The 25,551-nt window shown below is 41.1% G+C and carries 26 protein-coding genes; 4 read left to right on the top strand and 22 right to left on the bottom strand.

What is annotated here, in order from left to right; all coding sequences use genetic code 11:
* Positions 1-74 precede the first annotated feature (74 nt).
* The 10 genes from AC4HAO_RS07335 to gmk all read right to left on the bottom strand — a co-directional run bounded on the left by AC4HAO_RS07335 (position 75) and on the right by gmk (position 10,946).
* A complete protein-coding gene (locus AC4HAO_RS07335) occupies positions 75-719 on the bottom strand; it encodes a response regulator transcription factor (RefSeq protein ID WP_491094129.1) in 645 nt (214 codons plus the stop codon).
* Positions 703-1,740: an envelope stress sensor histidine kinase LiaS gene (locus AC4HAO_RS07330; RefSeq protein WP_447452648.1), complete on the bottom strand. Its 1,038-nt coding sequence runs from the start codon at positions 1,738-1,740 to the stop codon at positions 703-705. The genes AC4HAO_RS07335 and AC4HAO_RS07330 overlap by 17 nt, the downstream gene beginning before the upstream one ends.
* Positions 1,737-2,435: a cell wall-active antibiotics response protein LiaF gene (gene liaF / locus AC4HAO_RS07325; RefSeq protein ID WP_447452649.1), complete on the bottom strand. Its 699-nt coding sequence runs from the start codon at positions 2,433-2,435 to the stop codon at positions 1,737-1,739. Before liaF ends, AC4HAO_RS07330 begins: the two co-directional genes overlap by 4 nt.
* A 324-nt stretch (positions 2,436-2,759) precedes the next feature.
* Positions 2,760-4,424, bottom strand: coding sequence for a Stk1 family PASTA domain-containing Ser/Thr kinase (pknB, locus tag AC4HAO_RS07320; protein ID WP_491134991.1), 1,665 nt, complete (start codon positions 4,422-4,424; stop codon positions 2,760-2,762).
* Complete coding sequence (locus tag AC4HAO_RS07315) at positions 4,421-5,164, bottom strand: Stp1/IreP family PP2C-type Ser/Thr phosphatase (RefSeq protein WP_447452651.1); 744 nt, start codon at positions 5,162-5,164, stop codon at positions 4,421-4,423. The genes pknB and AC4HAO_RS07315 overlap by 4 nt, the downstream gene beginning before the upstream one ends.
* Before the next feature lie 24 nt (positions 5,165-5,188).
* Positions 5,189-6,514, bottom strand: a complete 1,326-nt coding sequence (rsmB, locus tag AC4HAO_RS07310; protein ID WP_491134997.1) for a 16S rRNA (cytosine(967)-C(5))-methyltransferase RsmB — start codon at positions 6,512-6,514, stop codon at positions 5,189-5,191.
* Entirely contained in the window at positions 6,498-7,433 is a 936-nt protein-coding gene (gene fmt, locus AC4HAO_RS07305) for a methionyl-tRNA formyltransferase (protein ID WP_447452652.1), read from the bottom strand. The genes rsmB and fmt overlap by 17 nt, the downstream gene beginning before the upstream one ends.
* Positions 7,434-7,504: 71 nt before the next feature.
* On the bottom strand, positions 7,505-9,889 hold the full coding sequence (locus AC4HAO_RS07300) for a primosomal protein N' (protein WP_491094132.1): 2,385 nt from the start codon (positions 9,887-9,889) through the stop codon (positions 7,505-7,507).
* A gap of 102 nt (positions 9,890-9,991) precedes the next feature.
* Positions 9,992-10,309 carry a DNA-directed RNA polymerase subunit omega gene (gene rpoZ / locus AC4HAO_RS07295; protein ID WP_491094133.1) on the bottom strand — a complete coding sequence of 106 codons (318 nt, stop codon included), beginning with the start codon at positions 10,307-10,309 and terminating at the stop codon, positions 9,992-9,994.
* 22 nt (positions 10,310-10,331) lie between these two features.
* Positions 10,332-10,946 (bottom strand): guanylate kinase, encoded by a 615-nt coding sequence (gene gmk / locus AC4HAO_RS07290; RefSeq protein WP_491094134.1) that lies wholly within the window; start codon positions 10,944-10,946, stop codon positions 10,332-10,334.
* A 310-nt stretch (positions 10,947-11,256) separates the two neighbouring features.
* On the opposite strand from gmk, the gene AC4HAO_RS07285 reads away from it, so the two are divergent.
* Together AC4HAO_RS07285 and AC4HAO_RS07280 are read left to right on the top strand one after the other, a co-directional pair.
* On the top strand, positions 11,257-12,201 hold the full coding sequence (locus AC4HAO_RS07285) for a magnesium transporter CorA family protein (RefSeq protein ID WP_447452656.1): 945 nt from the start codon (positions 11,257-11,259) through the stop codon (positions 12,199-12,201).
* Between the two features lie 44 nt (positions 12,202-12,245).
* A complete protein-coding gene (locus tag AC4HAO_RS07280) occupies positions 12,246-12,917 on the top strand; it encodes a DUF1129 domain-containing protein (protein WP_491134990.1) in 672 nt (223 codons plus the stop codon).
* A 191-nt stretch (positions 12,918-13,108) separates the two neighbouring features.
* On the opposite strand, the gene rpsR is transcribed toward AC4HAO_RS07280, so the two are convergent.
* From rpsR to AC4HAO_RS07225, 11 genes are all read right to left on the bottom strand, one after another.
* Positions 13,109-13,348 (bottom strand): 30S ribosomal protein S18, encoded by a 240-nt coding sequence (gene rpsR, locus AC4HAO_RS07275; protein ID WP_000068664.1) that lies wholly within the window; start codon positions 13,346-13,348, stop codon positions 13,109-13,111.
* 50 nt (positions 13,349-13,398) lie between these two features.
* Positions 13,399-13,881 carry a single-stranded DNA-binding protein gene (locus AC4HAO_RS07270; RefSeq protein WP_447452658.1) on the bottom strand — a complete coding sequence of 161 codons (483 nt, stop codon included), beginning with the start codon at positions 13,879-13,881 and terminating at the stop codon, positions 13,399-13,401.
* Positions 13,882-13,892: 11 nt separating this feature from the next.
* Positions 13,893-14,183: a 30S ribosomal protein S6 gene (gene rpsF, locus AC4HAO_RS07265; protein WP_447452659.1), complete on the bottom strand. Its 291-nt coding sequence runs from the start codon at positions 14,181-14,183 to the stop codon at positions 13,893-13,895.
* 388 nt (positions 14,184-14,571) lie between these two features.
* Positions 14,572-14,706 carry a bacteriocin gene (locus tag AC4HAO_RS07260; protein ID WP_491094159.1) on the bottom strand — a complete coding sequence of 45 codons (135 nt, stop codon included), beginning with the start codon at positions 14,704-14,706 and terminating at the stop codon, positions 14,572-14,574.
* A 341-nt stretch (positions 14,707-15,047) separates the two neighbouring features.
* Positions 15,048-15,218: a ComC/BlpC family leader-containing pheromone/bacteriocin gene (locus tag AC4HAO_RS07255; protein ID WP_491094158.1), complete on the bottom strand. Its 171-nt coding sequence runs from the start codon at positions 15,216-15,218 to the stop codon at positions 15,048-15,050.
* Between the two features lie 89 nt (positions 15,219-15,307).
* The gene (locus tag AC4HAO_RS07250) at positions 15,308-15,532 is read right to left on the bottom strand and encodes a garvicin Q family class II bacteriocin (protein WP_491094157.1); all 225 of its coding nucleotides are present in this window, start codon (positions 15,530-15,532) and stop codon (positions 15,308-15,310) included.
* Positions 15,533-15,785: 253 nt separating this feature from the next.
* Positions 15,786-16,715: an HlyD family efflux transporter periplasmic adaptor subunit gene (locus tag AC4HAO_RS07245; RefSeq protein WP_491134989.1), complete on the bottom strand. Its 930-nt coding sequence runs from the start codon at positions 16,713-16,715 to the stop codon at positions 15,786-15,788.
* Positions 16,716-16,729: 14 nt separating this feature from the next.
* Positions 16,730-19,009, bottom strand: a complete 2,280-nt coding sequence (locus tag AC4HAO_RS07240; protein ID WP_447452664.1) for a peptide cleavage/export ABC transporter — start codon at positions 19,007-19,009, stop codon at positions 16,730-16,732.
* A 753-nt stretch (positions 19,010-19,762) separates the two neighbouring features.
* Entirely contained in the window at positions 19,763-20,017 is a 255-nt protein-coding gene (locus AC4HAO_RS07235; RefSeq protein ID WP_491094154.1) for a hypothetical protein, read from the bottom strand.
* Between the two features lie 149 nt (positions 20,018-20,166).
* Positions 20,167-20,412 (bottom strand): hypothetical protein, encoded by a 246-nt coding sequence (locus AC4HAO_RS07230; protein ID WP_447452665.1) that lies wholly within the window; start codon positions 20,410-20,412, stop codon positions 20,167-20,169.
* Between the two features lie 537 nt (positions 20,413-20,949).
* Complete coding sequence (locus AC4HAO_RS07225) at positions 20,950-21,231, bottom strand: bacteriocin (RefSeq protein WP_447452666.1); 282 nt, start codon at positions 21,229-21,231, stop codon at positions 20,950-20,952.
* Positions 21,232-22,378: 1,147 nt separating this feature from the next.
* Here AC4HAO_RS07225 and mutY point away from each other — a divergent pair.
* Positions 22,379-23,539, top strand: coding sequence for an A/G-specific adenine glycosylase (gene mutY, locus AC4HAO_RS07220; protein WP_491094046.1), 1,161 nt, complete (start codon positions 22,379-22,381; stop codon positions 23,537-23,539).
* Positions 23,540-23,759: 220 nt separating this feature from the next.
* Positions 23,760-24,188, top strand: a complete 429-nt coding sequence (locus AC4HAO_RS07215; protein WP_491094047.1) for a YjdF family protein — start codon at positions 23,760-23,762, stop codon at positions 24,186-24,188.
* Positions 24,189-24,414: 226 nt separating this feature from the next.
* Here AC4HAO_RS07215 and AC4HAO_RS07210 read toward each other — a convergent pair whose 3' ends face one another.
* Positions 24,415-25,461 (bottom strand): alcohol dehydrogenase catalytic domain-containing protein, encoded by a 1,047-nt coding sequence (locus AC4HAO_RS07210; RefSeq protein WP_491094048.1) that lies wholly within the window; start codon positions 25,459-25,461, stop codon positions 24,415-24,417.
* Positions 25,462-25,551 lie beyond the last annotated feature (90 nt).

The raw sequence follows: 25,551 nt of genomic DNA, 5'->3' as shown, positions 1-25,551 counted from the left end.
TTTATTTGAATTAACAGCCACTGGCTGCCTTAGCATTCAGCTAATTTACTGATCACCTTGATATTATTATAGCATTATTGTTCATCCTGCGGAACAAGGTTGTGTTGAAAAGCGTAAACAACAGCCTGAGTGCGGTCTTCGACATTTAACTTGGATAAGATGTTAGAAACATGTGTTTTGACTGTTTTAAGCGAAATAAAGAGCTCGTCAGCGATAGTCTGATTATCATATCCTTTTGCTAAAAGGCTCAGAACATCGCGTTCACGTGCTGTCAAGTCATCATGTAAATCCGGATGCTGGTCATGGTACTTGATCTTTTTGTCAACCTCAGTTTCAATCGCAACATCCCCTTGTGCGACTTTACGGATACTATTAAGGATTTCGGCTGCGCTGGAAGTCTTAAGCATATAGCCTTTGGCACCTGCTTCAATAACTGGATAAATTTTTTCATTATCCAAATAAGAGGTCAAAACCAAGATTTTAGCCTGCTTCCATTCTTTTAAAATGGCTAATGTTGCCTCTACTCCATCCATCTCAGGCATGACTAAATCCATAACCACGACATCAGGACGTAGAGCTAAAGCCATTTCAACGCCAGTACGACCGTTATCAGCTTCACCTATTACTTCGATATCTGGCTGCATGTTAAAAAAACTTTTCAGACCTAAGCGAACCATTTCATGATCATCTACTAGAATAATTTTAGTTTTCTCTGTCATTTTCGTCCTCATCTTTCTTTTCTTCATCATAATCATCTAAAATTGGCAAACGAATATCCATCGAAACCCCCTTGCCTTTACTGCTAAGCATATTGACCGTCCCAGCTAAATCATCAACCCTGTCTTGAATATTTTTAAGACCATAGCTCAGCTCTCGGCTAGCATCCATATCAAATCCCTGTCCATCATCAATCATTTTGAACTGGACCTCATTATCCACCTGATAGAGATAGACTTCCAAGCGGCTGGCGTGAGCGTGCTTGAGGGTATTAGAAATAAATTCTTGGGCGATTCTAAAGAGATTATCCTCTATGATTTTGGGTAATTGTACTACATCCTTCTTAAAGACAACTTCGATATTGCTTTTATCGCGCAGTTCCTTTAGAAGCATAGAGATTCCTTCCGCTAAAGTGCGATCTTGAAGCTCTGTCGGCCGCAAATGCAAGAGCATAATTCGCAAATCATTCTGAGCACTAATCAGAGTTTGTTCTATTAAAGTTAGTTGTTCTTGCAGCTGCTTAGCATCCAAATGCTCCAAATTCTGGGCTACGCCTGATAGCATCATAGAGGAGGCAAAAAGCTCCTGACTAACAGTATCGTGCAAATCACGAGCAATTCGTTTGCGCTCCTGAGTTACAATAGCTCGGCTGTTAGAAATGTAGGCGTTCTCTGTTTTTTGCAAATTGGCTGTAACTCGGCCCATCTTTTTAGACAGGCGTTCAAGATTCTTTCCTACTTCAGTCTCAGCCTGCTTACCGACAGGCTGATTATTGATAATGCGTCGCAAGCTCTGATTAATATGGCGCTTACTGTTGTCATCAACGACCAGCCAGACTAAAATCAAGAGAAAGCTGACTGAAAACATCAAGAGAATAACAGAAAAAAGAAACTGCTCTAAGACAATCGGATTGGCAAAAACAGCTCGAGTATCGAGATTTAAGCTGTCAAAAATGATAAAGATGATGAATCCAACAGTGACACTAACATATAAAAAGATTAGCAGGAAATCGTTACGTTTCATGAGCGCACCACCTCAACAGAACCTGCAAAAATATTGATAACAACCTTAACTGAGCGCAAAAGTTCCTTATCATCTTCTTGCTTTAATTTGATCGACTGATTGCGCAAGTCATACTCAGGAAATCCTAGATAAGAGACACTGGCATAGATGGCGCTGACATCTAGTTTAACAGCCACATCTCGAGGAACTAGAATTTTAGTAGGGCCGTAGATTTTCCGAATAATAACGACATTATCACGACCCGATACAATGACCTTGGTCAAATCAATGGTATCAGAACCACTAACTCTGATGACATTGATATCATCGAAGGTATAAAAATCCTGACTGATATGACGGCTGGCCCCTAACCATTGGTTGGGAAGCGGCGTTACAGATAAGTTATCCTTTTCAAACTCTAATACGGCATATTGGTTGCGATGCTTGACCTCAGAAAAATGGTTAATGACAGTGTAAGCAACAGCTAATAATACTGCTGCAATGATATATGGATTGAGCATAAATACTAAAAAGAGAAAGAGGGAGCTGACTGTCAGCAAAAAACTGCCACGGTTATCCTTATTATAAAAGAAGAGAACCAATAGAGTCAGTGCTAAAATTAAAATAAAAGCAGTCAAACTATCCGACAAGATGGTCACTAATGCCATTGTTAGTAGGCAGGCCTCGACTAACAAGAAAAATTGAAATTTTTTCATGGTTTCCTTTTGAGAACCCTCCTTTTGGGAGCAAAAGAGGTCTAATTTTCATTTACCTGCTCATTGTATCAAAAATCCCTTGAAATTTCAGCTGCCTTGGCCTTAGCAGTGAATAAGATAGGCCTTAGGACCTAAGAAGGACAAGATATAAAGCAAAGAAATATCCATCCTATTCCTATTTCAAACACATCCGACTCTTAATACTGGAAGACTTTAAACATCAATTATAACCATTCTTTTAACGGATAATAGCTTGCTAGCAAGATGAAGCGAGAGTGAGCCCCAAAAAAGGATTGAAGCGGCGCTTCAATCCCTTAATATTTATTATTCCTCAGAGCTCTGATCAGCCGTTCCGCTGTCAGAACTACTGTCCGGTTGCTCGGAGCTCGATGTAGAAGAGCTTGACGAACTCGACTCAGAACTTGAGCTTGAATCAGAATCTTGACTGTACCATTCAGAAGTTGAGCTTGAGCCATAGACAGCTACCGTAAATTCAATTTTGTCTTTACCAGAAGGATCGAACTCAGAACCCTCTGTAGGTGTCTGTTCGATAATCGTCCCTTCAGTATAGTAGGCAGTTTCATATTCGGTAATTTCAATCTGTGACTTGGAGACGCCATAGCGTTTGGCTAAATCATCAATGGCATCCTCGTAGTTTTCACCAGTGTAGTCCTTCATTTTGAAACTGCCCTTACCGGTAGATACATAGATATTAACTTTTTGCCCCTCTTTTTTAGATGTCCCAGCTTCAGGTCCAGTTCGAATGACCTGTCCCTCATCTACCGAATCACTTTCCGATTTGATGACCTCTCCGACTTCAAGTCCGGCATCCTCAATAGTTCTCCTAGCTGTAGCTAAGTCCTGTCCAGAAACGTCCGGCACTGTAATCGTAGATGGGTGACGTAGCATGAGAAAGGCAACAATAACAATAATAGCTAATAAAAGTGCAACAGCGATCTTGCCGAACACACCCGCCTTATGCTTACGCTTAGGTTTAACTTTCTTAGGAGCTTCAGGCTGGGCGGTTACTTCCTGTTTTTTGGTTTTATCTGTCGCTTTCAAAAGTTGTTCCGCAGAAGCGTTGGCGGTGCTGCTGTCGATTTTTGGTAATGTCTTAGTATCCGCTACATCCGAAAAAATTAACTTGGCTTCACGACTGCGATTATAGCTCAAACTAGACATGAGATCACGACTCATTTCATAGGTTGATTTATAGCGGTCATCAAGACGTTTAGCCGTTGCTTTTATAACAACATTTTCCAAGGCCTGGGGAACATCTGGGTTAATTTCCAGAATAGACGGCAAGGGTTTCTGAAAATGCTGAAGGGCAATAGTAACAGCACTGTCACCATCATAAGGAATATGCCCTGTCAGCATTTCAAACAGCATGATCCCCATAGCGTAGATATCAGATTGAACTGTCGCTTTAGAACCACGCGCTTGCTCGGGGGATAGATAATGAACACTTCCCAACATGGAATTGGTCTGAGTCAAGCTGGTCTCCGCAAAGGCTACCGCTATTCCAAAATCTGTAACCTTAACTGTTCCATCCTTAGTAAGGAGGATGTTTTGTGGTTTTAGATCGCGGTGGATAATTCCTTTTTCGTGCGCTAATGTCATGGCTGACAGTACTTCTTCCATGATACGCACGACTTCGCTATTGGATAAAGGGGCATTATCTTGAATATAGTGTTTTAGGTCTGAACCATCCACATACTCCATTACAAGGAACTGCTGGCCATCTTCTTCACCGATGTCCCTGATTGAAACGATATTAGTATGGCTGAGCTCTGCCATGGCTCTGGCTTCCCGCTGAAAACGGGTAACCGCAACCTGATCGGTTTGATAGTTGGTTCGAAGTACCTTGATGGCTACTTCTTCTCCCTCTAAAATCAAATCATTAGCCAGATATACATCCGCCATACCGCCTCGTCCTATGGACTTAAGAATACGATAGCGACCAGCAAATAGTTTGCCAATCTGAATCATGATGCTGCCTCACCTTCTACGTGTAGCAGTCCCACGGTAATATTATCTAGGCCACCAGCTTTATTAGCTTCGGCGACAAGCTGCTCAGCTTTGTCAGAAAGATTCCCATCATCAGCCAACAGGATATTAACGATGGTTTCACTAGAAATCATATTAGTCAGACCATCGCTATTCATCAGGATGAAATCGCCAGCTTCCAGCTGTTGTACACCCAAGTCTAACTCAATTGGGCTTTGTTGACCAATTGATTGCGTGATGATATTGCGCTGGGGATGGGTAGCCGCTTCCTCTTCGGTAATCTGACCAGCTCTCAGCAATTCATTGACTAAGGAATGATCCGTTGTCAATTGTTGGTACTGGCCATTTCTGATAAGACCGATACGAGAATCCCCCAGATGGGCGTATAGGGCAGCATTATCAACAACAGCGACAGCCTCAATAGTTGTTCCCATGCTGCGGTACGATTCCTCTTTGCCCAGCTCGTGAATCTTTTTATTTTCCTTTTCAATGATATCAATCATCCAGTCACGGATTTGGCTAAGATCGGTGAAGTCTAACGCTTCCCACGCCTTACCTAAATCGGTTACCGTCAACTCGCTCGCGATATTACCAGCACGATGTCCTCCCATACCGTCCGCTAAGATGATAAGGGGAATATCTGCCTGATTGTAATATTGATTGATGAAATCCTGATTATCAGAACGTTTCTGTCCGATATCAGTCCGTAAAGCAATTTCCATGAATTGTTTAACTGTCCTTTCACGCTAATACATACGCTTCACTTGAGCAATAAAGAATCCATCGGTCTGATGGCTCTCAGGAGTAATGCACATAAAACCATCCTCCACAATATCTGTCTGCTCATGTTCCAGTTTTACCTGTTCAAAATTAGGATGGGTATCTAAGAAAGCTCGAATAACTTCTTGATTTTCTTCCTGAAAAATAGTGCAGGTACTGTAGGTTATTATACCATTTTTACGCAGGGTTTGACAAACACTGTCTAAGATCTCTAGCTGTATGGTTTGCAGCTGTTCAAAGTCCTGAATGTCCTTATTATATTTGATGTCGGGTTTACGCCGGATCAAACCGATTCCCGAACAGGGGGCATCAACCAAAATTTTGTCAAAACTATCAGGAGCAAACTGCTGGTGGACTAAACGGGCATCCAGTCTTTGCGTATCAATTTTATCAGCTAGGCGGAGACGCCGAGCATTCTCTTTCACCAAATCTAATTTATGATCATAGAGATCTAAGGCAGTGATGTGTCCTGTCGTTAAGTAGGCTGCCATATGGGTAGTCTTTCCGCCGGGAGCAGCACAAGCATCAAGAATTTCTTCTGTCCCTTGAATTTTTAAGGTTGGTGCAACCAGCTGACTGGATTCGTCTTGAATGGTGATATCCCCGTTTTTAAAATAATCTGTTCCTGCAAAGTAGCCCGACTCTTTTACCAGGCCAACTGGAGATAACTTAGAGATGTTAGCACCTGTTGAAACCCTAATTTCGTCGAATTTCAGCGGATTCGTCACTCGAACGCTGGCTTTATTACGAATAAAAAGACTTTGGAAGATTTTTCTTGCACGTTTCTCACCATATTGGTCAATTATTTTTTTAACCAGCCAGACAGGTAGGGAATATTCAATCGAATAGCGCTTATTCTTACGCTTAATATCTGCTGGTTTTGGCAAGGAATCTTGCGATAATTTACGCAAGACAGCATTAACCAGCTTATCTGCCCCCTTATGGCTACGTTTCTTAGCTAATTTTACTGCCTCATTCACGATAGCATGCCGAGGCAGCCTATCTAAATAGAGCAACTGGTAAAGACTAAGCATAAGTAGAATATAAACCCATGACTCCAGCTTGTTTCGATCATCAACAACATGAGCCAAATGCCATTCCAATGTAATCTTTCGTGCAACTGTCCCGTAGACAATCTCAGTAGCCAATCCCTTGTCTTGATCGGATAAAGGTGTAGATGACAGCACCCTGTTGAGGGCGACATTGGAATAGGCTCCCTGATTGAACACCTCCTCCAATACCTGCAAAGCAGCGCTGCGGGCTGTCCCTCGAAACTTAGTCACCAAAATAATCACCTACTTCAAGCTGACGTCCAACACCATTAAGAAAATCCCTTACAGACATTTTAGGTTTACCAGCTGGTTGAACTGTTTTGAGCGACAGAGCCCCCTGACCAGCGGCGACCACCAAAGTCTTTTTGGTTTTTTCAATAATTTCTCCTGGCTGCCCTTGACCAGTTACCGATTGAGCTTCGTGGATTTTAAAACGCTGACCCTTGAGCAAGGTATGGGCAATCGGCCAAGGATACATACCACGCACTTGGTTAAAAAGCATCCGAGAAGACTTAGTCCAATCCAGCCGTTCTTCCTCAGGCTGAATATTGGGGGAAAAAGTTACCTGAGTGTTATCTTGAGGTTGAGGTTTAATTGTACCATTCAGGTAATTCGGTAAGGTCTCCAACAATAAATCGCGCCCTAGCACGGCTAACTTATCAAAGAGGGTTCCTACATTATCACGATCTGTAATAGGCAGGCTGTCCTGACTAATCATATCGCCAGCATCCATCTCCTTAACCATTTCCATGATGGTTACACCCGCTCTCTCATCACCGTTAATAAGGGCATAGTGGATAGGGGCGCCGCCGCGATACTTAGGCAAAAGAGACGCATGAACGTTAACCGCAAAGCCAACCTTATCTAGGAGCTTGGTCGGCAAAAATTGACCGAAAGCGGCCGTCACAATTCCATCGGCACCAAGATCCATCAGCTGCTCCAATTCCTTTGATCCTGACAACTTTTCAGGCTGATAAATAGGTAAACCATAGGCTAAAGCAACCTCTTTGACTGGTGTCAAATGGATTTCTTTTTTACGGCCGACAGCTCGATCAGGCTGAGTTACAACTGCTAAAATCTCGTAATTTTCACTGGCTAATAAGCCTTTGAGGACTGTCGCCGAAAAGTCGGGGGTTCCCATAAAAATTATTTTTGTCATCTATTTACCACGATTGCTCAAAACTCAGAGCAATCTTTCCTTTACTTAAATTTCACAACAAGCTTCCAGTCTTAGACAAAACTTTGCGGCTCATGATCAATGATCAGACGTAAATCCTTATTGTCTTTTTCTTGCGTCAAATCTAAAATCTGATTAAGCACCGTTTCTAATCTGTCTTCAAACCGATACTTGATAATAATTTGATAATGATAGAGGTTGTGGGTACGAGCAATAGGCTTAGGTGTTGGCCCCAAGATTTTTATCTTGTTGCTCAGCTGCTTCTTAAGCAGGTTAACAACTTCAAAGGACTTCTGGATAACCTTCTCTTCATTTTTATGAGACAGGGTTAAACCGACAGTATAGTAATAAGGCGGATAGGCTAATTGCCTGCGAACTGCCATTTCATAGGTATAAAAGGCTTCATAATCCTGTTGTTGAGCCAGCTGAATAGCGTAATTATTAGGATTATAGGTTTGAATCAGGACTTCGCCAGCTTTTTCCGCCCGACCAGCTCGTCCCGCTACTTGGGTCAGGAGCTGAAAGGTTCTTTCAGCTGAACGAAAATCTGGAAGATTCAAGGACGTATCTGCATTGAGTACTCCCACTAGGGTAACATTAGGAAAATCTAGCCCCTTGGCGATCATTTGGGTTCCCAGCAAAATATCTGCCTCCCCTCGACCAAAAGACTCTAAAATCTTTTCATGCGCACCTTTTTTCCTAGTTGTATCGACATCCATGCGAATAATACGGGCTTCTGGTAGTATTTCCTGAAGCTCGTCGAAGGCTTTCTGCGTACCTGTTCCATAGTAACGAATGCTGGAGCTGCTGCAATTTGGACAGGTGTGAGGGATTCCCTTTTGAAAGCCACAGTAGTGGCAATTCATTGTCTTAGTATCCATGTGCAGGGTCAGAGAAATATCACAATTAGGACAATCATCGACATAGCCGCACTCTCGGCACATAATAAAACTTGAGAATCCGCGGCGGTTAAGCATGAGGACAATCTGTTCTTTTTTGTCCAAGCGATCTCTGATTTTATCCAATAGAAGCGGGGTGAAATTGCTAACTTCTTGCTTACCTAGATAATCCCTAAAGTCAATAATCTCAACCTTGGGAACTTTTGCTAAAGGATTAGCACGCTGGGTTAAACGAATAAAATGATAGACCTCACGGCTAGCACGCGCCCGACTCTCAATGCTAGGAGTAGCAGACCCCATGACCAAGACAGCCTTATGATAGCGGGCACGCAGGAGTGCTACATCTCGAGCGTGATAGCGAGGATTAGATTCCTGTTTGTAGGTTGCCTCATGCTCCTCATCAATGATAATCGCTCCGATATTAGTCAGCGGACTGAAAATGGCCGAACGGGCACCGACTACAACCTTAGCCTGACCCGATTTAATCTTGCGCCACTCATCGTATTTTTCTCCATCTGACAGTCCCGAATGCATGATTGCAACCTGCTCACCAAAACGTGAGATAAAGCGGTTAGTCATCTGGGGGGTCAGAGAAATTTCAGGCACTAGGACAATAGCCGTTTTTCCTATCTTCAGGACATGATCAATAATGTGGAGGTAGACTTCTGTTTTTCCAGAACCGGTAATCCCCTCCAGCAGGTAAGGCTTATTATCTCGTCCTATGTCAGCTGTAATGCTCTCAACAGCATAGGCCTGCTCGGCATTAAGCTTTAGAAAGTCGCTCTTTTCAACATGAGCAAAATAGGACTGACTGCGGTTCACCTCAACCTCCTCAATTGCGAGTGCACCAGCGTCCCTAAAAAAGTTAATTTGATCACGCGAAAACTGTTTCTGTAAGTCAGAAAGTAAGGCTGAGCTCGGGTGAGTCAGTAAAAAATTCTTAAGCTCTTGGCGTTTTTTAGCTCTCTTGGCAATCTCCAACTCTTTAAGCTTATCAAAGACAGGACGATAGTATTTCACTGTCTTTAGAGTTTTTTTATCCTTAGCAGAATAACGAATCCTAATCTGCCCTGCCCTAACCAACCTAGTCACCTGACCTTCTAAACTGCTATCCAAAGCAGAATAATAAATTTGATCTTGCTTACCAAAAATAAGCTCTCTATCCAAATCAGACAAGGCATCAGTTGCCTCCAAAATACGGTCATAGTCAGAATTGAGGAGACTCGGAATCATAGATTTGAGAATAGAAATTTTGTAGGAAAAAACAGTATGACGCATGTAATCCGCCAATTCTAGCTGCTCTTGGTTGAGAACTGGTTCAAAATCCAAGACAGCTACTAATTTTTTCAAATCTTGAGGATCGCCTTCATCAAATCCAACAACAAAACCTTGCAGGAGACGATTGCTCCTACCAAAGGGAACATGCACCCGACTGCCTAGGCTGACCAGGTCTGTCAGTTCGGCTGGGATTTGATAGGAAAAAGGTTTATCCGTCTGCATCAAAGGTATATCAACAATGACCTTGGCTATCTTTTCCATACTGCCCCTCCTTTAGAATGCTTGACAACAGCTGAAAAAATTAAGGAAGCTGAGATTACCAAATCCCAGCTCGTGCTTTTTCTTTGATTATCTGGCAAAATCTTAAATCTTTTCACCTTCTTCTTCTTTTTCCTTAGCAATTTGTTCTTTAATCTTACGTTCTTCTTCTTCCTTAGCCCGACGCTCGGCTTCTGCACGTGCAATAACAGCAGCACGTTTGGCAGCAGGATCTGGATGAATCGTCACTTTGCCAGCTTCAATTTCTTCTAAAGCCTGCAAGGTTGCTTTAACAGATTTAAAGCCTTGAGTAGGCTTGGCTCCTTCTTCTAGTTCATGAGCACGTTTGGCCTGTAAAATGCAGAGAGAATATTTTGAAGGAATCTTATCCAAAAGGGTATCAATAGAAGGTTTTAACATCATAAAGCAGTATCTCTTTTCTAACTTAAATATCTTGAATCATCTTATTATAGCGGCCAATAACCCGATCGACGCGACAGTGCTCCGCTTCAATAATACGTTTGACACGTTCTGCTGCTGCAGGTACTTCATCATTGACCACTGCGTAGTCGTACTCACGCATAAGGGCAATTTCCTCTTTGGCCCGTTCAATACGCTGAGCAATAATTGTGTCGCTATCTGTTCCGCGACCAACCAAACGATCTTTTAGTTCCTCTAAATCAGGCGGTGTCAGAAATATAAAAACCCCGTCTGGTACTTTTTTCTTAACTTGGAGCGCTCCTTGAACCTCAATTTCCAGAAAAACGTCAATGCCTTTATCTAGCGTTTCATTAACATAGGTTAGGGGAGTACCATAGTAATTGCCGACATATTCAGCGTACTCCAGCATCTGTCCTTGGCGAATCAACTCTTCAAACTCTTCGCGGGTTCGGAAAAAATAATCAACACCATCCTGTTCTCCAGAGCGTTGAGCACGGGTCGTCATCGAGACCGAATATTCAAATTTATGGTCTGGCGTTGAAAATATTTCCTGACGAACCGTTCCCTTGCCGACCCCAGAAGGTCCAGAGAAAACAATCAACAATCCACGTTCGGACATAGCAGGCTCCTTATCGTAAACTATCAAGGACATTCAACCAACAACAGAATCCGCTACTTTCACTTGATAAAACTATCAGTCAAAAGTCGTATCACTCCGCATACGTTCGTCCCGATTCTCATGCTTAAGTTTAACAAAAATAGAGGCTTTTATCAAGAGGGGTATCATAAGTTTACCTGTTAACAACTGAACCAACTTTCCTCTCAAGAGCTAAGAATTTTTTATAAAAAGCTACCCACAAACCCAGCTAATTATAGTATAATGGTAAGGTGTGCCTTGGAGCAAATTATCACTATGAGGAGGGGTTCTTATGGAACAAATGTTTCTTTCTGCCAATAATCAACTCAACGAAATAGAAACATTCGAGCCTGGGGCTTGGATTAATCTTGTGAACCCTTCTCAGGAAGAATCTGTCAAACTTGCTGAGCAGTTCAGTATTGACATTACCGACCTAAGAGCACCCCTAGATGCCGAAGAAAGTTCGCGGATCAGTGTTGAGGATAACTACACCCTGATTATCGTTGATGTGCCAACTCAAGAAGATCGCAATGGCAAGAGCTATTATGTGACCATCCCTTTAGGTATTATCGTCACAAACCAAGTCGTTATTACTACTTGTTTGGAACCATTGATCCTTTTTGATAATTTTCTCAATCGACGAGTACGAGGCTTCTACACTTTTATGAAGACACGATTTGTCTTTCAACTTCTCTATCGCAATGCCGAGCTCTTTCTAACTGCCCTGCGCTCGATCGACCGCCAAAGCGATCGTATCGAAGCTCAACTAGAGGATGCAACCAGAAATGAGCAGCTTATTGATATGATGGAGTTGGAGAAGTCTATTATTTACCTAAAGGCTTCGTTGAAAATCAATGAACGTATTGTCAAAAAGCTGACAGGCAACGCCTCCAGTTTGAAAAAATATATCGACGATGAAGATTTACTAGAGGATACCTTGATTGAAACACAACAGGCCATCGAGATGGCCAGCATCTATGAAAATGTCCTCAATGTCATGACTGAAACATCAGCTTCTATTATTTCTAACAACCAGAATTCTATTATGAAGACACTGGCGCTAATGACCATGGCCTTAGATATCCCAACCGTCGTCTTCTCGGCTTATGGGATGAATTTTAAAAACAACTGGTTGCCTTTAAATGGTCTGCCACACGCCTTCTGGTTTATTGTTTTTATTGCTTCAGTCATGAGTTTGACTGTCGTTATCTATTTCATTCGTAAGCGCTGGTTCTAATTTCAAATATTTCAAAACTTATCAAAACAGGAGACTACCACCCTATGGATTTACAGGAATTGACCAAAAAAAATCGGGAATTTATTACGATTGCCAGCCATCAACTTCAAAAGGATGGCAAAAGTCAAGAAGAGATTAAGGCTATCTTGACCGATGTCCTTCCAACTATTATTGAAAATCAAAAAGAAGGACATACAGCCCGTTCTCTCTTTGGAGCGCCTACTATCTGGGCTAAAACATTTACAGAGTCCAGCTCTACCCAAGCTAACCAAGCGCAGAGGGATGATACAAATAAGAATCCTTGGCTGATGTGGCTGGATAGCAGTCTGATGCTTCTAGGATTTTTCGGTCTTATCTATGGTCTCACATCTCTTGCTAACAAACATTACTACCAGCAAGGTTATGGTATTGTGACCACTATTGTTACTGCCCTGACTGGCGGTGCTGCTCTTTATGCTCTTTATCACTTTGTTTACCGATATGCAGGAAAGCCTAAAAGCGAGCGGCCTAGTCTATGGAGATCCCTAATTTATATGGCTGTCTTTACGCTGATTTGGATTGGTTTTGTTGGAGCTACAGCCTTGATTCCTAAGGCATTAAATCCTGTTCTCCCTGGACTTGTTATGATTGTTATCAGCGGACTTAGTTTCGCTCTTAAATACTTCCTTAAGAAGCAATATAATATCCAAAGTGCCTTGGCAACTCAGAAGCCCTAGTCCTGCTCAAAAATAAAATCTTAGAAATCTCAGTCTGCATAAGCCTGGGATTTTTTCTCAATGAGATGAATAAGGGCGCTTATTTGTCTTCCTGTTTCACACAAAAGAGAATACTCTTATTCTTCTGTTTTTAAGCGTAAAAAAACCGACCTCTTTCGGTCGGTTTTTTGCTAAGCGGTCAATAGACCCGATTAGTCCTCGTTCACAAATGGCATAAGAGCCATAACGCGAGCACGTTTAATTGCTGTCGTTACCTTACGTTGGTTCTTAGCAGATGTTCCAGTTACGCGGCGTGGCAAAATTTTCCCACGCTCAGAAACAAAGCGGCTAAGCAGTTCAGTATCTTTGTAATCAACGTATTCAATCTTGTTAGCTGCGATATAATCAACTTTTTTACGGCGTTTGAATCCGCCACGACGTTGTTGAGCCATGTTATTCTCCTTTATATTATTTCAAGTTTAGTCCTTCGTGTCCAAGATAATTAAAAGGGTAGGTCGTCGTCAGAAATATCCATTGGGTTAGAGTTGCCAAATGGACTTTCATCACGGCCGAAGTTCGGTGTTGGCTGCGAATCCTGTGAAGCAAAGCCTGAGGGATTGTTACCACCAGCATTGTAAGAACTACTGCTATTAGCTTCACGCGTTGCACGGCTTTCTAAAAGCTGGAAGTTGTCAGCAACAACCTCGGTTACATAAACCCGTTGACCTTGCTGGTTCTCATAATTACGGGTCTGGATACGACCAGTAATCCCAATCAAGGCTCCTTTTTTAGCCCAGTTGGCCAAGTTTTCAGCTTGCTGACGCCAGATAACACAGTTAATGAAATCAGCCTCACGCTCACCATTTTGGTTTTTAAAATTACGATTCACAGCTAGGCTGAAAGTCGCAACGGCTTGATTAGACGGGGTGTAACGAAGTTCCGCATCACGGGTCATGCGGCCAACTAGTACGACGTTATTTATCATAAGCTACCTTCTTAAGCGTCAAGCTTAACAATCATGTGACGAAGAATATCGTTGTTGATTTTTGACAGACGATCAAATTCATTAAGAGCATGAGCGTTATCAGATTCAACATTAACGATATGGTAGAGACCTTCTGTGAAATCTTGGATTTCATAAGCCAAGCGACGTTTTTCCCAATCTTTTGATTCAGCAACAGTCGCACCGTTGTCTGTCAAGATAGCGTCAAAGCGTTCTACCAAAGCGTTTTTAGCTTCTTCTTCAATGTTTGGACGAATAATATAAAGAATTTCGTATTTAGCCATTGATGTTTTCCTCCTTTTGGTCTAATGACCCCCAGTCAATGCAAGGGGTAAGTGAGGGATACTCACAAGGTAATATTATACAGGAATATAACTACCAATGCAAGGAAAAACGGTTAATTTTCACTGTTGATTTTCTCTATAGGGTACGCTGTCCGATTCAGCTCCCCACCTCAAAAAGTCAACTTAGAATAATACTAAAAAGCCTGTCTATCCCTAGTAAAGAATAGATAGGCTTTGAGCATCTCAATAGAAAGTTGTTTAATCACTAGTTTTTAATGATATAGTCTTAAAACCTGTCAGACTACTGAAATAAATCCGCGCCAGACTGATCTTGTCTTAGTTATTGACTATTAATAGTCTGAAAGAGCTCCGGTAGCAGTTCCTACCATTACGCCAAGTATAGCAAGATATGGAGTGGGTCTGGATAAAGTGGATAAGGTCGAGGTGGAGCGAATCCTCCTGAAACAGCTGTCAATTCTTCTTTACTTACGTTTTCAAATTCTTCAAATGCGATTGTATTCATGTGAATACCTCCTTATTTAACTTGGCCTTTCATTTACTCCGTGTAAATCTGACCTGGTTTTTACTTATCAATCAAAATTATTTTCAATTGATGGTAATCATTGTAAAGGATAGAAGACCTATAATCAAGCGATTTTGAACGGTTTAATCAAATTATAAGACCTCTGATAACAGCCACTAAATTTTCTATTTATTTTCATTTGAATATAAATAGAAAATTCGATCCTAGGAATCTAGAATCGAACTTAACTATTTTTTAGTCTTATTTTGATCAATTACTGAAAGCATGATTTCAGAACCAACCCTCAAGTTTCCTTAGCTGAATGCACCACCAATGCTCTATTAAGAGATGACGATTGCATCTTCTACTAATGAAATTGCATTATCAACAGCGGCAACAACATCAACTGTATCAAGAAAATCGGTGACACTATCAAGGAAGCCGCCTCCTGTGATGGTGATCAAGTCTTCTGAGTTCATTTCTTCAAAATTTTCTAAGATGTTTGTATTCATAGGAATCTCCTCCTTATTCTTGGCTTGGTCATCTACTGCTTCACGTAATCTGACCTGTTGGGTTATCAATCACTCGAATTTATCTTCAATTAATAAGCAGCAAAGCTAGCAACCCCTGATGCCCAGCTATTCACCATGGTGTTTAAAGCTGCTTCGAAGGGGCTCTTAGTTACTTGATAGCCCCAGTGACCATTTTCATCTCTGTAAGCATAACCATTAGCGCAATCCATAAAATGGGTGTACTCACCACCACTGACTGCTGCTAAGTTATCAGCTGTGACTGTTGTAAAGTGTTCAAATGCGACTGTATTCATGTTGAATATTCTCCTTATTTTTACTTGGCCTTTCATTTACTCCGTGTAAATCTGACCTGATTTTTACTTATCAATCGAAATTATTTTCAATTGACAGTAAATATTCTAACGGATAAGATTCCTACAAGCAAGCGATTTCGAGCGGTTTAATCAAATTATAAGACCCCTGATAACAGCCACTAAATTTTTTATTTATTTTCATTTGAAAATAAATAAAAATCCAACTCAGTTTGAGCCGGATTTTGAATTAAGCTTAATTTTCCATCTTGTGAAGCAATTTGTCCTTAAAATAGTCAAAGTAGGTCTTTTTATCGGTAACAGTAACGGTCTTACCAGTCATACCATACTTGACTAGTTTGCTGTCCTTTTTAGACAGCTTAGCCTTAGCCGTAACTTTGAAGACATTTCCCTTCTTGGTCGTTATGGCAGAGGAAGCTACATTGGTAATTTTCCCCTCAATAGTTACCTTATCATTGCCCTTTCTTTCTAGAGAGAGCCGAGTTTTTTGCCCTTTCTCCATCGAAACAACATCATCAGATGTGACATAGTAACTGATAAGAACGGTCTTAGTCTTTTTAATGTCGGGATAAATTTGACCGATCTCAGCTCCACTAGGCAGAAGGTTTGCACCTTCGTACTTAGGATTGATATGGATAATACCATCTTCAGGCGCAAAGAGCGTCACCTTCTTGGTTTCACTGCTGTTATCTTTCTTTTTCTTTTTGGACTTCTTATCTTTCTTTTTCTTGTCCTTAGATTTTTTCTTCTTTTTGGATTTCTTTTTATCCTTATTATCTTTTTTCTTGTCTTTTTTATCTTTTTTGTCCTTTTTCTTGTCCTTCTTATCGCGCTCCTGCCTATCTTTAACAATCTTTTCCTGCTCTTCTTGCCGTTTAGGACTAGCGTCTTCTGAATAGCCAATCAGAAGGTCACCTTCCTTAACAGTCGCATTATTATCTAGATTATTTTTTGCAACAGAAGCATCGCTGTAGGATTGAATAACTGACACAACCCTAGTCGGAGCCACTTCACCAGTAGAGATTACAGTGATTTCCTTTTTGGCAAAGCAGAGAAAGACCACAATAAAGATAATCAGGCAGACCACAGGGACAATCAGCAAGGTCGCAAAGTTGTGATAACGTCTCCTATAAAATTCGGCACTTTGTAAAAATTTCGGATCCATGTTTGTCCTCTCTTTCAATTAAACAGCTCAGCATAAAGGCCTTTATTAGCCAAGAGCTCTTTAGGACTTCCTTGTTCAACGACCTGGCCTTGCTCCATCACAATAACGGTGTTGGTGCGCTGGGAAATACTCAAGCGGTGAGCCACGAAGATAACAGTCTTATCTGTCATCTTCAAGAGATTATCGACAATTTTACGCTCAGTTAATACATCCAAGCTGCTGGTAGCTTCGTCGAGAATAAGTACCGGCGACTTCGTCAAGAGGGCACGAGCCAAGGCAATCCGCTGTTTCTGTCCACCAGATACACCAGCACCATCTGATAATTCTGTCTGATAACCAAGCGGCATCTGCTCAATATCCTTGCGGATTTCCGCAATCTCACAAGCACGGATAATGTCCTCTTGGGTCGTTCCCTCTTTGGCACCGAGGGTTAGATTATCCATGATAGAGCCACTAAAAACATAGGCCTGTTGCGGCAAATAATTGATATGCTGCCGCAGAGCGGTCTTATCAATAACTTTCAGATCATTTCCATTGAGGCGGACAATGCCACGGTTAGGTTCGTAGAAATTGACGATCATTTTGGCTAAGGTTGTCTTACCCGAGCCACTAGGTCCAACGATACTAACTTTATCACCTTTTTTGATAGTTAGGTTAATATTGGAAAGAGTATCGCGGCCAAATCCATATTTATAGGATAGATTTTCAAAAGAGATGTCCCCATCCAGGAAGGTTGTTTCGGACAGTTCCCCATTATTATCAAACTCAGAATCCACTAGGTAAACTTCGTTCAGACGCGTATTCGCCACGCGGGCTGATTGCAGTTTTGTCTGCAGACCAATAATGCGCTCAATAGGGTTTGAGAAGTAAGACAAGAGAGCATTAAAGGTAATGAGCTGACCGACAGAGATTTTGCCATCCATAACTAAACGAGCGCCATACCAGAGGATAACAACATTGAGGATCATCTTGGAGCCTGTTTTCAGGGCGTTTTGAATAGCAGTATATTTATGCAGCTTGAAGTTCTTTTCCAAATAATCCACAAATTCACTGTCAACACTCTGATAACGTGCATCTTCACTAGTTAGTGACTTAATGGTTTCCATACCATTAATATCCTCGATGATTGATGAGCTGACAATAGCATTGCTTTCCATCATCTCATGATTCATCTTTTCAAAAGGCTTTAAGAAAGCAAAGATGATGATGGCATAGACAGGGACAGAAATCAAAGTCAAAAAGAAGAGGTTATTATTTTGAACCAGCAAAACCCCACCGACCAAGACGATCATAGTCAAATCTAGAAAGACCGAAAAAATAGTCGAAGCGACTGCATCAATAATCTGATTGGCATCGGTAAAACGAGAAGTAATCTCACCGGTTCTCCGAGTCGCAAAGAAGGACATAGGCAGGGTGAAGATATGCTTGATATAAGAGAGAATAACATCAATAACCAAGCGAATACTCAAGACAGCCAAGAGATATTCCTTGGCAAAATTCATCATCTGCTGAATAATGTAAGTTACAACCAGACCGATTGTGATAATCCCTAGGGTAGAGATTAATTGATCAGGAATGTAGGAGTCCAAAATCCCCTGCAGATAGTAAGATCCAACAATATCAATCAAGGTAACAATTAAACTAGCCAGAATGATATAGGTCATCAGCGCCTTCTGCTTAAAAATCAGCGGGAAGAAACTGGTTAGGCCATTCTTGTTGTCTTTATGCGGTTTATAGCTAGGCTGAGGGGCTAGGAAGATGGCGACACCGGTCCATTCTTTTTGGAATTCTTCCTTGCTCATCCGCGTAACCTTGACCGTAGGATCGGGGTCACCAATAATCAGATGATCCTTTTCATTGGCATAAACGACATAATAGTGCTGCATTCTTTTTCCCTTGACGACATGCACAATAAAAGGATATGTTAAGTCGTCGTAATCAAAAAGGGTCATGTCTGCCTTAATAGAGCGGGTCTCAAATCCCAGCTTCTTAGCAGCCTCAACGATACCTAGGGCAGTCGTTCCTTGCTTATCGGTCTTTGAGAGCTCTCGCAGATGGGCAATAGAATAGTCTGAGCCATAATGCTTGGCAACAGAAGCCAAGGCTGCCGGACCACAGTCTCTGGTATCAATTTGAGGAACAAACTTGTACTGTCTGCGCCAGAATAAGCGGCTGCGCCCCTGTCCTTGAGATTGCGAGGGGGCAGGCATTCCTCTGCCAGAGAGGCGCTTAACTACTTCCAAGAGCACATTAACCGCAATGACGATAAGAATAATGTAAATAACTTGTTTCATAAAATTGCTTTCCTAAATTTTATTACCGATAATATCCCTAAAAAGTGACCCAACTTTAAAGATAATAAAAGTCGAGTCACTTCTCTCTAAAACAGCAGAGTGATATTGAGTGCACATTTCTTATTATCCATTTTAAATTAATAAAACGAACATCAATAACTTGGTTCCAGATCTTAATCCAGCCCCAAAAATCCAGTAACTATAGCTAGAATAAATAAAGTACACCACCTGTACACCAATCAGTCTAACAACTTTAGTTGCACTTGACAATATTGTTAAGCTTATTTTAATCAAATTTCAAGATTAGCGTCATAATAAAAAAAATTTTCTGACTATTTAGTGGTGTTGCCTTTCAAAATCCCCCAAAATGAAGAGGGGGAGATCAATGTCCTCCTCATAATTTAATAAATTTGAGAAACTGCCTCTTATATGCCACTAAAACATAGCAGCTGCTGCGCCAGCATTCCGGGAGTTCGCTACCGTAGCATACTATTCATTGGTAGAGTGGGACAACTAGCTGCATTACTCATTACGTAAATAATGGTATATTACCATTACAATCAAATAGAGCAGTAAAGGACCCGAAATATAAAATCTAATCCTTTTTGGTTTAATACTTTTAAGTCCATAATCAGCTAAAAAACATAGCAATGATAACTATTGCATTAATGATATCAATTGGTGTTTTCATTTAGTCCTTGCTTTTGATAAATTATTATATAGCTATTCTCAAACATTAGGTACATCTAACAGTTAAAGGAGAACGCCTTTATTGACGTTATCTCCAAGATAACCACCTACACCAGTGCCAATAATTTTTCCTACCACTCCACCGACAGCTCCTCCTGCAAGATAACCTACCACAGTTCCTAAAACTGGGCAGATCATTGTATCGATCGTGCTTCCAATATATTGCCTAGTCAGGGTCCCAGCTGATGTTCCTACATAACTCCCTCCTGCTCCACCAGCTACAGCAAGAATATGACCTCCACCATTTGCTCCAGTCAATTTTTCTGAAGCACATATAAAATTAATTTATTTGGGTGTCAATCATTAATTAATATTCACTATCACCACAACACTCGCATAGATATGCAATAAGCAAATATCAATAATAACAGATTTTGCACAACTTCCAATTTAGTTTATTATCAGTCTTAGCGGGCGTTCATATAGCCTTGAATAAAGCCAATAATCATATTAACAGCTGCAATACCAATACCCAGGCTATTTAAAATAATAGGAATCTTGTAATCAAATTCCTGACCTTTATTTTTACTGATTCCTAGTGACAGACCAATAATTCCAAGAATAAGACCAATGATAGCAAACAGGACTGAAAAGATTAATGACAAGATGCCGAGCACCAAAGGCGCTACTGATTTCTTAGGTTGTGGATACATTTAGTTATCCCCTTTCATTTTTATTTTTTGCTAGTTTAACAAATTAGATTTATAAAAAATATGGCTAATCACTAATGCATTAGCCATAAGCAATGAATAACTGAACAGCCTCATTTTATTACGAGGGAGCAAAACTAATAGAAGAAGAAATATTGATATCCTCCTCATAATCTCATAAACTACTATAAATTACTTTTTTACATCAAACCTATCTAACATCTAATGGAGACCATATTAACACTAGCTCCAATTACCAAACAAGCCCGACTCCTTAATATAAAAGAAGTCAGGCTATCAAAAGGCAGAGGAACAGAAGCTTAAGTACTGGTGGAACATACCTAATTAGCTAAAATACTTACCTTTTAAATAAAGAGCTATAACTAGCAAATTTTCTACCAATAGTATAGAAAACACGATAAGCTTAATATTTTTTATCTGTGGAAATAACACAGGAATAAGTATCATAATAGGATAGCTGGCTAAAACAAACCAGCATAACTTAGGTGACAACATATGCATCTCCCTTTCTAGGGTAGATTAGATCCATTTACCCCAAGTGTTAACGCTAGCTCCAGCTAAGCCACCAGTAACGGCGCCAGTTGCTGCTCCACCGATAGCTCCAGCTGTAGTTCCTGCAATTGTTCCAACAACTGGCAAAGTTATTGTTCCAACAGCTGCTCCAGCAACCCCTCCTGTGAAGAAACCACCAACTCCACCAGCTACTGCTCCTACAACACCTAAAAGGGCTCCGCCTGCTTCTACCTCAGAGAGACTATCTGTGGTTGCAACCTCAAATTCTTCAAATGCTAATGAGTTCATAAAATTCTCCTTGAATTTATTAATAGTTTATACTAATAGATATAGCGGTACCAACTCATCTACTAATATAGTTTCATATTAATATTTTTTTTAGTTTTTTTCAAGACAATTCTAAGATTGTTAGGTAACAGCAATCATAAAGTAAAATAGAACAAATCTTTTAGAAAATTTATTAAACATTATAAAAAAGTAATTATCTTACTAAAAACAGTGATAGATTGGCTGGCACACTTAACAGAACGCTCATAGTTTTTCTTAGGTAAAGGTGACGCAGACTATTGACTATCAATGAAGGTATTAGACTGGCTTCATAACTTGTTAAGAAGCCCCATTTGAAAGCACAAAAAAATCCGATTCCTGCACACCTAGAATCGGATTTTAATAGTATGATTCAATATCTGTCACGGGCATCACGGCCTTTCTATTCTCATAAGGAGGTTAATAGAAATTCTTGTCACCGTTTTTATAACGGCTTAAATTCATCTTTACCATAGTATTACCTCTCTTGATAATAGTTGTTTATAACCTACTTTTTTCTGTATTACATCGGTTTCACCCCTTGCGCTATTTTATGCAGCGAACCCAAATGTCTCCGTTTTTGTAACGACCTTGATTATACATAAGCATACAACCACCTCAGTTTATCATAGGCTATACTCTCAATTTGGCATGGGAACCACTCCTTTAGCTATTCTACGCAACAACTAAGAAATCCCCATTTTTATAGCGACCTATATCAAACATCAACATAAGCCCTACCTCCGGCACTTTTGCAAGCTTTAAGTCTCCCTAACGCTCCTTGAATGCAAGTTAGATATCTAGCTAGTCACCGTTTTTATACCGAGATATATTCATGTTAAGCATTCTAATCACCCCATAACACAACATCTCATACTTCCGGCTGTAACTCTGTGTAAAATTATTTAGTCTGCCTACCATCTATAGGCAACTGTCACCATTCTTGTACCGTGAAATATTCAATCTAATCATAAGGGTTTCCTCCTTGATTAAGTCTTATCTCGATTACATTTTAATTATAATGTAAGCGTTTTCTTTTGTCAAGTGTTTCTTCGATTTTTATTATGTTTTTCGTTTTATTGAAGTACTCTATTTTAGAGACCAAAGAGAATTTTGCTATAATCTTTATATGGTTAAAAAACTTGATTTAAAAGATTACGGTATTGAGATGTGGGATCAACCTACGATTTCCGCCTTTAGACGAACCCTCCTAGAGTGGTACGACAGGGAAAAGCGCGATCTGCCTTGGCGGCGGACTAAAAATCCCTACTATATCTGGATTTCTGAAATTATGCTCCAACAGACTCAGGTTCAGACAGTTATCCCTTATTACTTGAGATTTTTAGACTGGTTCCCAAGAGTTGAGGATCTAGCCCAAGCTCCCGAGGAGAAATTACTCAAAGCTTGGGAAGGGTTAGGATATTATTCTCGTGTTCGTAATATGCAGGTAGCTGCCCAGCAGATTGTGGGGAACTTTGGCGGAGAATTTCCACAGAGTTACGATGAGATTGCTTCACTAAAAGGCATCGGCCCCTATACTGCAGGTGCTATTGCCAGTATTGCTTTTGACTTACCAGAGCCTGCTGTGGATGGCAATGTCATGCGGGTTATGGCTCGTCTCTTTGAAGTAGATTATGATATTGGCAATCCCAGCAATCGTAAAATCTTCCGGGCCATTATGGAAGAACTGATTGATCCTGAGCGACCTGGCGACTTTAATCAGGCTCTGATGGATCTGGGAACGGATATTGAATCTGCTAAAAACCCTAGACCTGACGAGAGCCCCGTTCGAGCCTTCAGTGCTGCCTACTTGCATGGAACTTATGCCAAATATCCCATTAAATTGCCTAAGAAAAAGCCTAGGCCGCTGCTTTTACAAGCCTTTGTTATCCGGAATCAGCAAGGGCAATTTCTCCTGGAGAAGAATCAAGGAGCAGGTCTTCTAGCTGGTTTCTGGTCTTTCCCGCTGATGGAAACTCAGCTTCTAGCCAAGCAACTCAACCTCTTTGAAGACGATAGCGAGCAAGTTTTGGAAACTGTTTCTTTGCAGAAGTTTTTTGAAGAGGACTACGGTCTTAAGCCCGTCTGGTCTCAAAAAGAGTTTCCTCTTGTCAAACACACTTTTAGCCATCAAAAATGGCAAATCCAGTTGCTGGAAGGGCGAGTTAACCAAGCAGACTTAAAGGGAGATAGAGACTTGTGTTGGGTAATTCCTCAAAATTTTGATAATTATCCTATGGCAACACCACAGAAAAAAATGATTCAAGCTTATGAGAAAAATACAAACTAAAGTGTTATAATACTGCCATATGATATAAAAACACGTTGCAGTTGGGTAGTCTGCAAGCACTTGTGGAATGATAAACTTGGAGAGTTTTCAAGTCAGGTCTAGAAATTTCCAGCAGTGGGCAACCGTCATGCTTGGTCATTGCTTTTGCTTATCTTCAACAAGTGTCAGTAACCTTCCCTCCGGTCGTCCCTTATCAAAATTTATTTTTTGGAGGGCTGGCATGAAAATGACAGTATTTTTTGACGGCAGTTTCTGGTTTGGTTTGATTGAATATCAGGACAGACAGCTGGGTTATCAAGCCTTTCGCTATCCCTTTGGCAAGGAACCCAAGGACAGCGAGATTCTTGATTTTATCTATCTTCATTTGACCCAGTGGATGCAAAAACAAGAAAGGCTGGGCCTAGTTAACGTTGAACCAGATACATCTCTTGTGCATAAATCCATCAATCCTAAGCGAATGCAAAGGGAAATTAGCAAGCAGATGAAACAGCCTGCCCTATCCTCTAAGGCTCAACAGGCCATGCAGGCTAGCCATGAGCTGCTGAAACTGGAAAAGAAAGCCTCCAAACGGCAAAAGCGGCAGGAATATAAGGAGAGACAGTTTCAGCTCAAGCAGGAAAAGCGCCGCAAAAAGAAAAAAGGACACTGACTTAGTGTCCCTAAGAGGCTGAGACAAAAGTTCTCAGCCTTATTTATTTGCTAGGCGCAGTGATTGGAAGAAAGACTTGTTGACAAAGCCAAGAAGTCTTTCTCCTGAACAGTTCATTAGATGCTTTAGCAGCAATGAACCACTGCTGGTGGGATATCTTTATCTTGGAAAGGAAGCGAGGACAATCAAATTCTTCGAATGATTGATTTCTGCCCGCTCTCTTGTTTCATTCCGCCACTACCAGCATTGATTTAACAGCTTTGCGATCCGCCATATCACGATAGGCTTGGTTAATGTCATCTAGGCTATAGGTGTCTGTGAAGACTTTACCCGGGTTGATATCGCCATCCAAAACAGCCTTGAGCAAGATTTGCTTGTCATAGGTCGTAACAGATGCTGAACCACCTGCGATTGAGATGTTTTGAGCAAAGGTTGAACCAATGCGATGATCGCCATAATGAGGCACGCCGACAGCGCCGATACGGCCGCCATTATGTAGGACACCGAGAGCTTGCTCGAGTGCACCTTCTGTACCGACACATTCCAGAGCAACGTCTGCCCCGCCACCAAGAATTTCACGAACCTTAGCAATGCCTTCTTCTCCGCGTTCCGCAACAATAGCAGTTGCACCAGAAGACAAGGCCATTTGTTGGCGGTCTTCGTGACGGCTCATTAGAACAATCTGGGAAGCTCCGCGCATTTTAGCAGCAATAACCGCACATTGACCAACAGCACCATCACCAATAACAACAACTCTATCACCGGGAGCGACATGAGCAACCCGTGCTGCGTGGTAGCCTGTTGGCATAACGTCAGCAAGAGTCAAAAGTGACTTAATCATGCCTTCTGAATAGTCTGATGGCTGACCAGGCACCTTGATGAGAGCCCAGTTAGCATAGTGGAATCGAAGGTACTCAGATTGAAAACCGCCGCCCCAGTTAGTTGGTGCTGGATGGTTATCACAAGTACCATCAAATCCAGAACGACAAGCATCACATTCACCACAGCCATGGGTAAATGGGACGATAACAAAGTCACCTGGTTTGACATTAATGACATCAGGTCCTACTTCTTGGACGATGCCAAGTGCTTCGTGACCACTGTTTACAGAGTGTTCCTCGCGTTCATCGCCGTGTGAATATGACCAAAGATCTGAACCGCATACACAGGCACGAACAATTTTAATAATGGCATCATCAGTGGCCTGAATCGTTGGCATTGGTGCTTCTTCTACGATCATTTGACCGGCTTTTTCAAAAATAGCAGTTTTCATGTTTTACTCCTTAACTATGTTAGTTTTCATTTAGTGTAACAGTTTGACCAGCCATAATCAAATACCTAATGTTTATAGATATTATACTTG

The organism is Streptococcus sp. ELY_137 (assembly GCF_058314515.1).
The sequence above is the reverse complement of the archived record's forward strand: the minus strand, read 5'-3'. Positions and strand labels throughout refer to the sequence as shown.

Coding starts and splice junctions, on each gene's coding strand:
- AC4HAO_RS07335 (WP_491094129.1), bottom strand. CDS start 719: ATGACAGAGAAAACTAAAATTATTCTAGTAGATGATCATGAAATGGTT.
- AC4HAO_RS07330 (WP_447452648.1), bottom strand. CDS start 1,740: ATGAAACGTAACGATTTCCTGCTAATCTTTTTATATGTTAGTGTCACT.
- liaF (WP_447452649.1), bottom strand. CDS start 2,435: ATGAAAAAATTTCAATTTTTCTTGTTAGTCGAGGCCTGCCTACTAACA.
- pknB (WP_491134991.1), bottom strand. CDS start 4,424: ATGATTCAGATTGGCAAACTATTTGCTGGTCGCTATCGTATTCTTAAG.
- AC4HAO_RS07315 (WP_447452651.1), bottom strand. CDS start 5,164: ATGGAAATTGCTTTACGGACTGATATCGGACAGAAACGTTCTGATAAT.
- fmt (WP_447452652.1), bottom strand. CDS start 7,433: ATGACAAAAATAATTTTTATGGGAACCCCCGACTTTTCGGCGACAGTC.
- AC4HAO_RS07300 (WP_491094132.1), bottom strand. CDS start 9,889: ATGGAAAAGATAGCCAAGGTCATTGTTGATATACCTTTGATGCAGACG.
- rpoZ (WP_491094133.1), bottom strand. CDS start 10,309: ATGATGTTAAAACCTTCTATTGATACCCTTTTGGATAAGATTCCTTCA.
- gmk (WP_491094134.1), bottom strand. CDS start 10,946: ATGTCCGAACGTGGATTGTTGATTGTTTTCTCTGGACCTTCTGGGGTC.
- AC4HAO_RS07285 (WP_447452656.1), top strand. CDS start 11,257: ATGGAACAAATGTTTCTTTCTGCCAATAATCAACTCAACGAAATAGAA.
- AC4HAO_RS07280 (WP_491134990.1), top strand. CDS start 12,246: ATGGATTTACAGGAATTGACCAAAAAAAATCGGGAATTTATTACGATT.
- rpsR (WP_000068664.1), bottom strand. CDS start 13,348: ATGGCTCAACAACGTCGTGGCGGATTCAAACGCCGTAAAAAAGTTGAT.
- AC4HAO_RS07270 (WP_447452658.1), bottom strand. CDS start 13,881: ATGATAAATAACGTCGTACTAGTTGGCCGCATGACCCGTGATGCGGAA.
- rpsF (WP_447452659.1), bottom strand. CDS start 14,183: ATGGCTAAATACGAAATTCTTTATATTATTCGTCCAAACATTGAAGAA.
- AC4HAO_RS07260 (WP_491094159.1), bottom strand. CDS start 14,706: ATGAATACAATCGCATTTGAAGAATTTGAAAACGTAAGTAAAGAAGAA.
- AC4HAO_RS07255 (WP_491094158.1), bottom strand. CDS start 15,218: ATGAATACAAACATCTTAGAAAATTTTGAAGAAATGAACTCAGAAGAC.
- AC4HAO_RS07250 (WP_491094157.1), bottom strand. CDS start 15,532: ATGAATACAGTCGCATTTGAACACTTTACAACAGTCACAGCTGATAAC.
- AC4HAO_RS07245 (WP_491134989.1), bottom strand. CDS start 16,715: ATGGATCCGAAATTTTTACAAAGTGCCGAATTTTATAGGAGACGTTAT.
- AC4HAO_RS07240 (WP_447452664.1), bottom strand. CDS start 19,009: ATGAAACAAGTTATTTACATTATTCTTATCGTCATTGCGGTTAATGTG.
- AC4HAO_RS07230 (WP_447452665.1), bottom strand. CDS start 20,412: ATGTATCCACAACCTAAGAAATCAGTAGCGCCTTTGGTGCTCGGCATC.
- AC4HAO_RS07225 (WP_447452666.1), bottom strand. CDS start 21,231: ATGAACTCATTAGCATTTGAAGAATTTGAGGTTGCAACCACAGATAGT.
- mutY (WP_491094046.1), top strand. CDS start 22,379: ATGGTTAAAAAACTTGATTTAAAAGATTACGGTATTGAGATGTGGGAT.
- AC4HAO_RS07215 (WP_491094047.1), top strand. CDS start 23,760: ATGAAAATGACAGTATTTTTTGACGGCAGTTTCTGGTTTGGTTTGATT.
- AC4HAO_RS07210 (WP_491094048.1), bottom strand. CDS start 25,461: ATGAAAACTGCTATTTTTGAAAAAGCCGGTCAAATGATCGTAGAAGAA.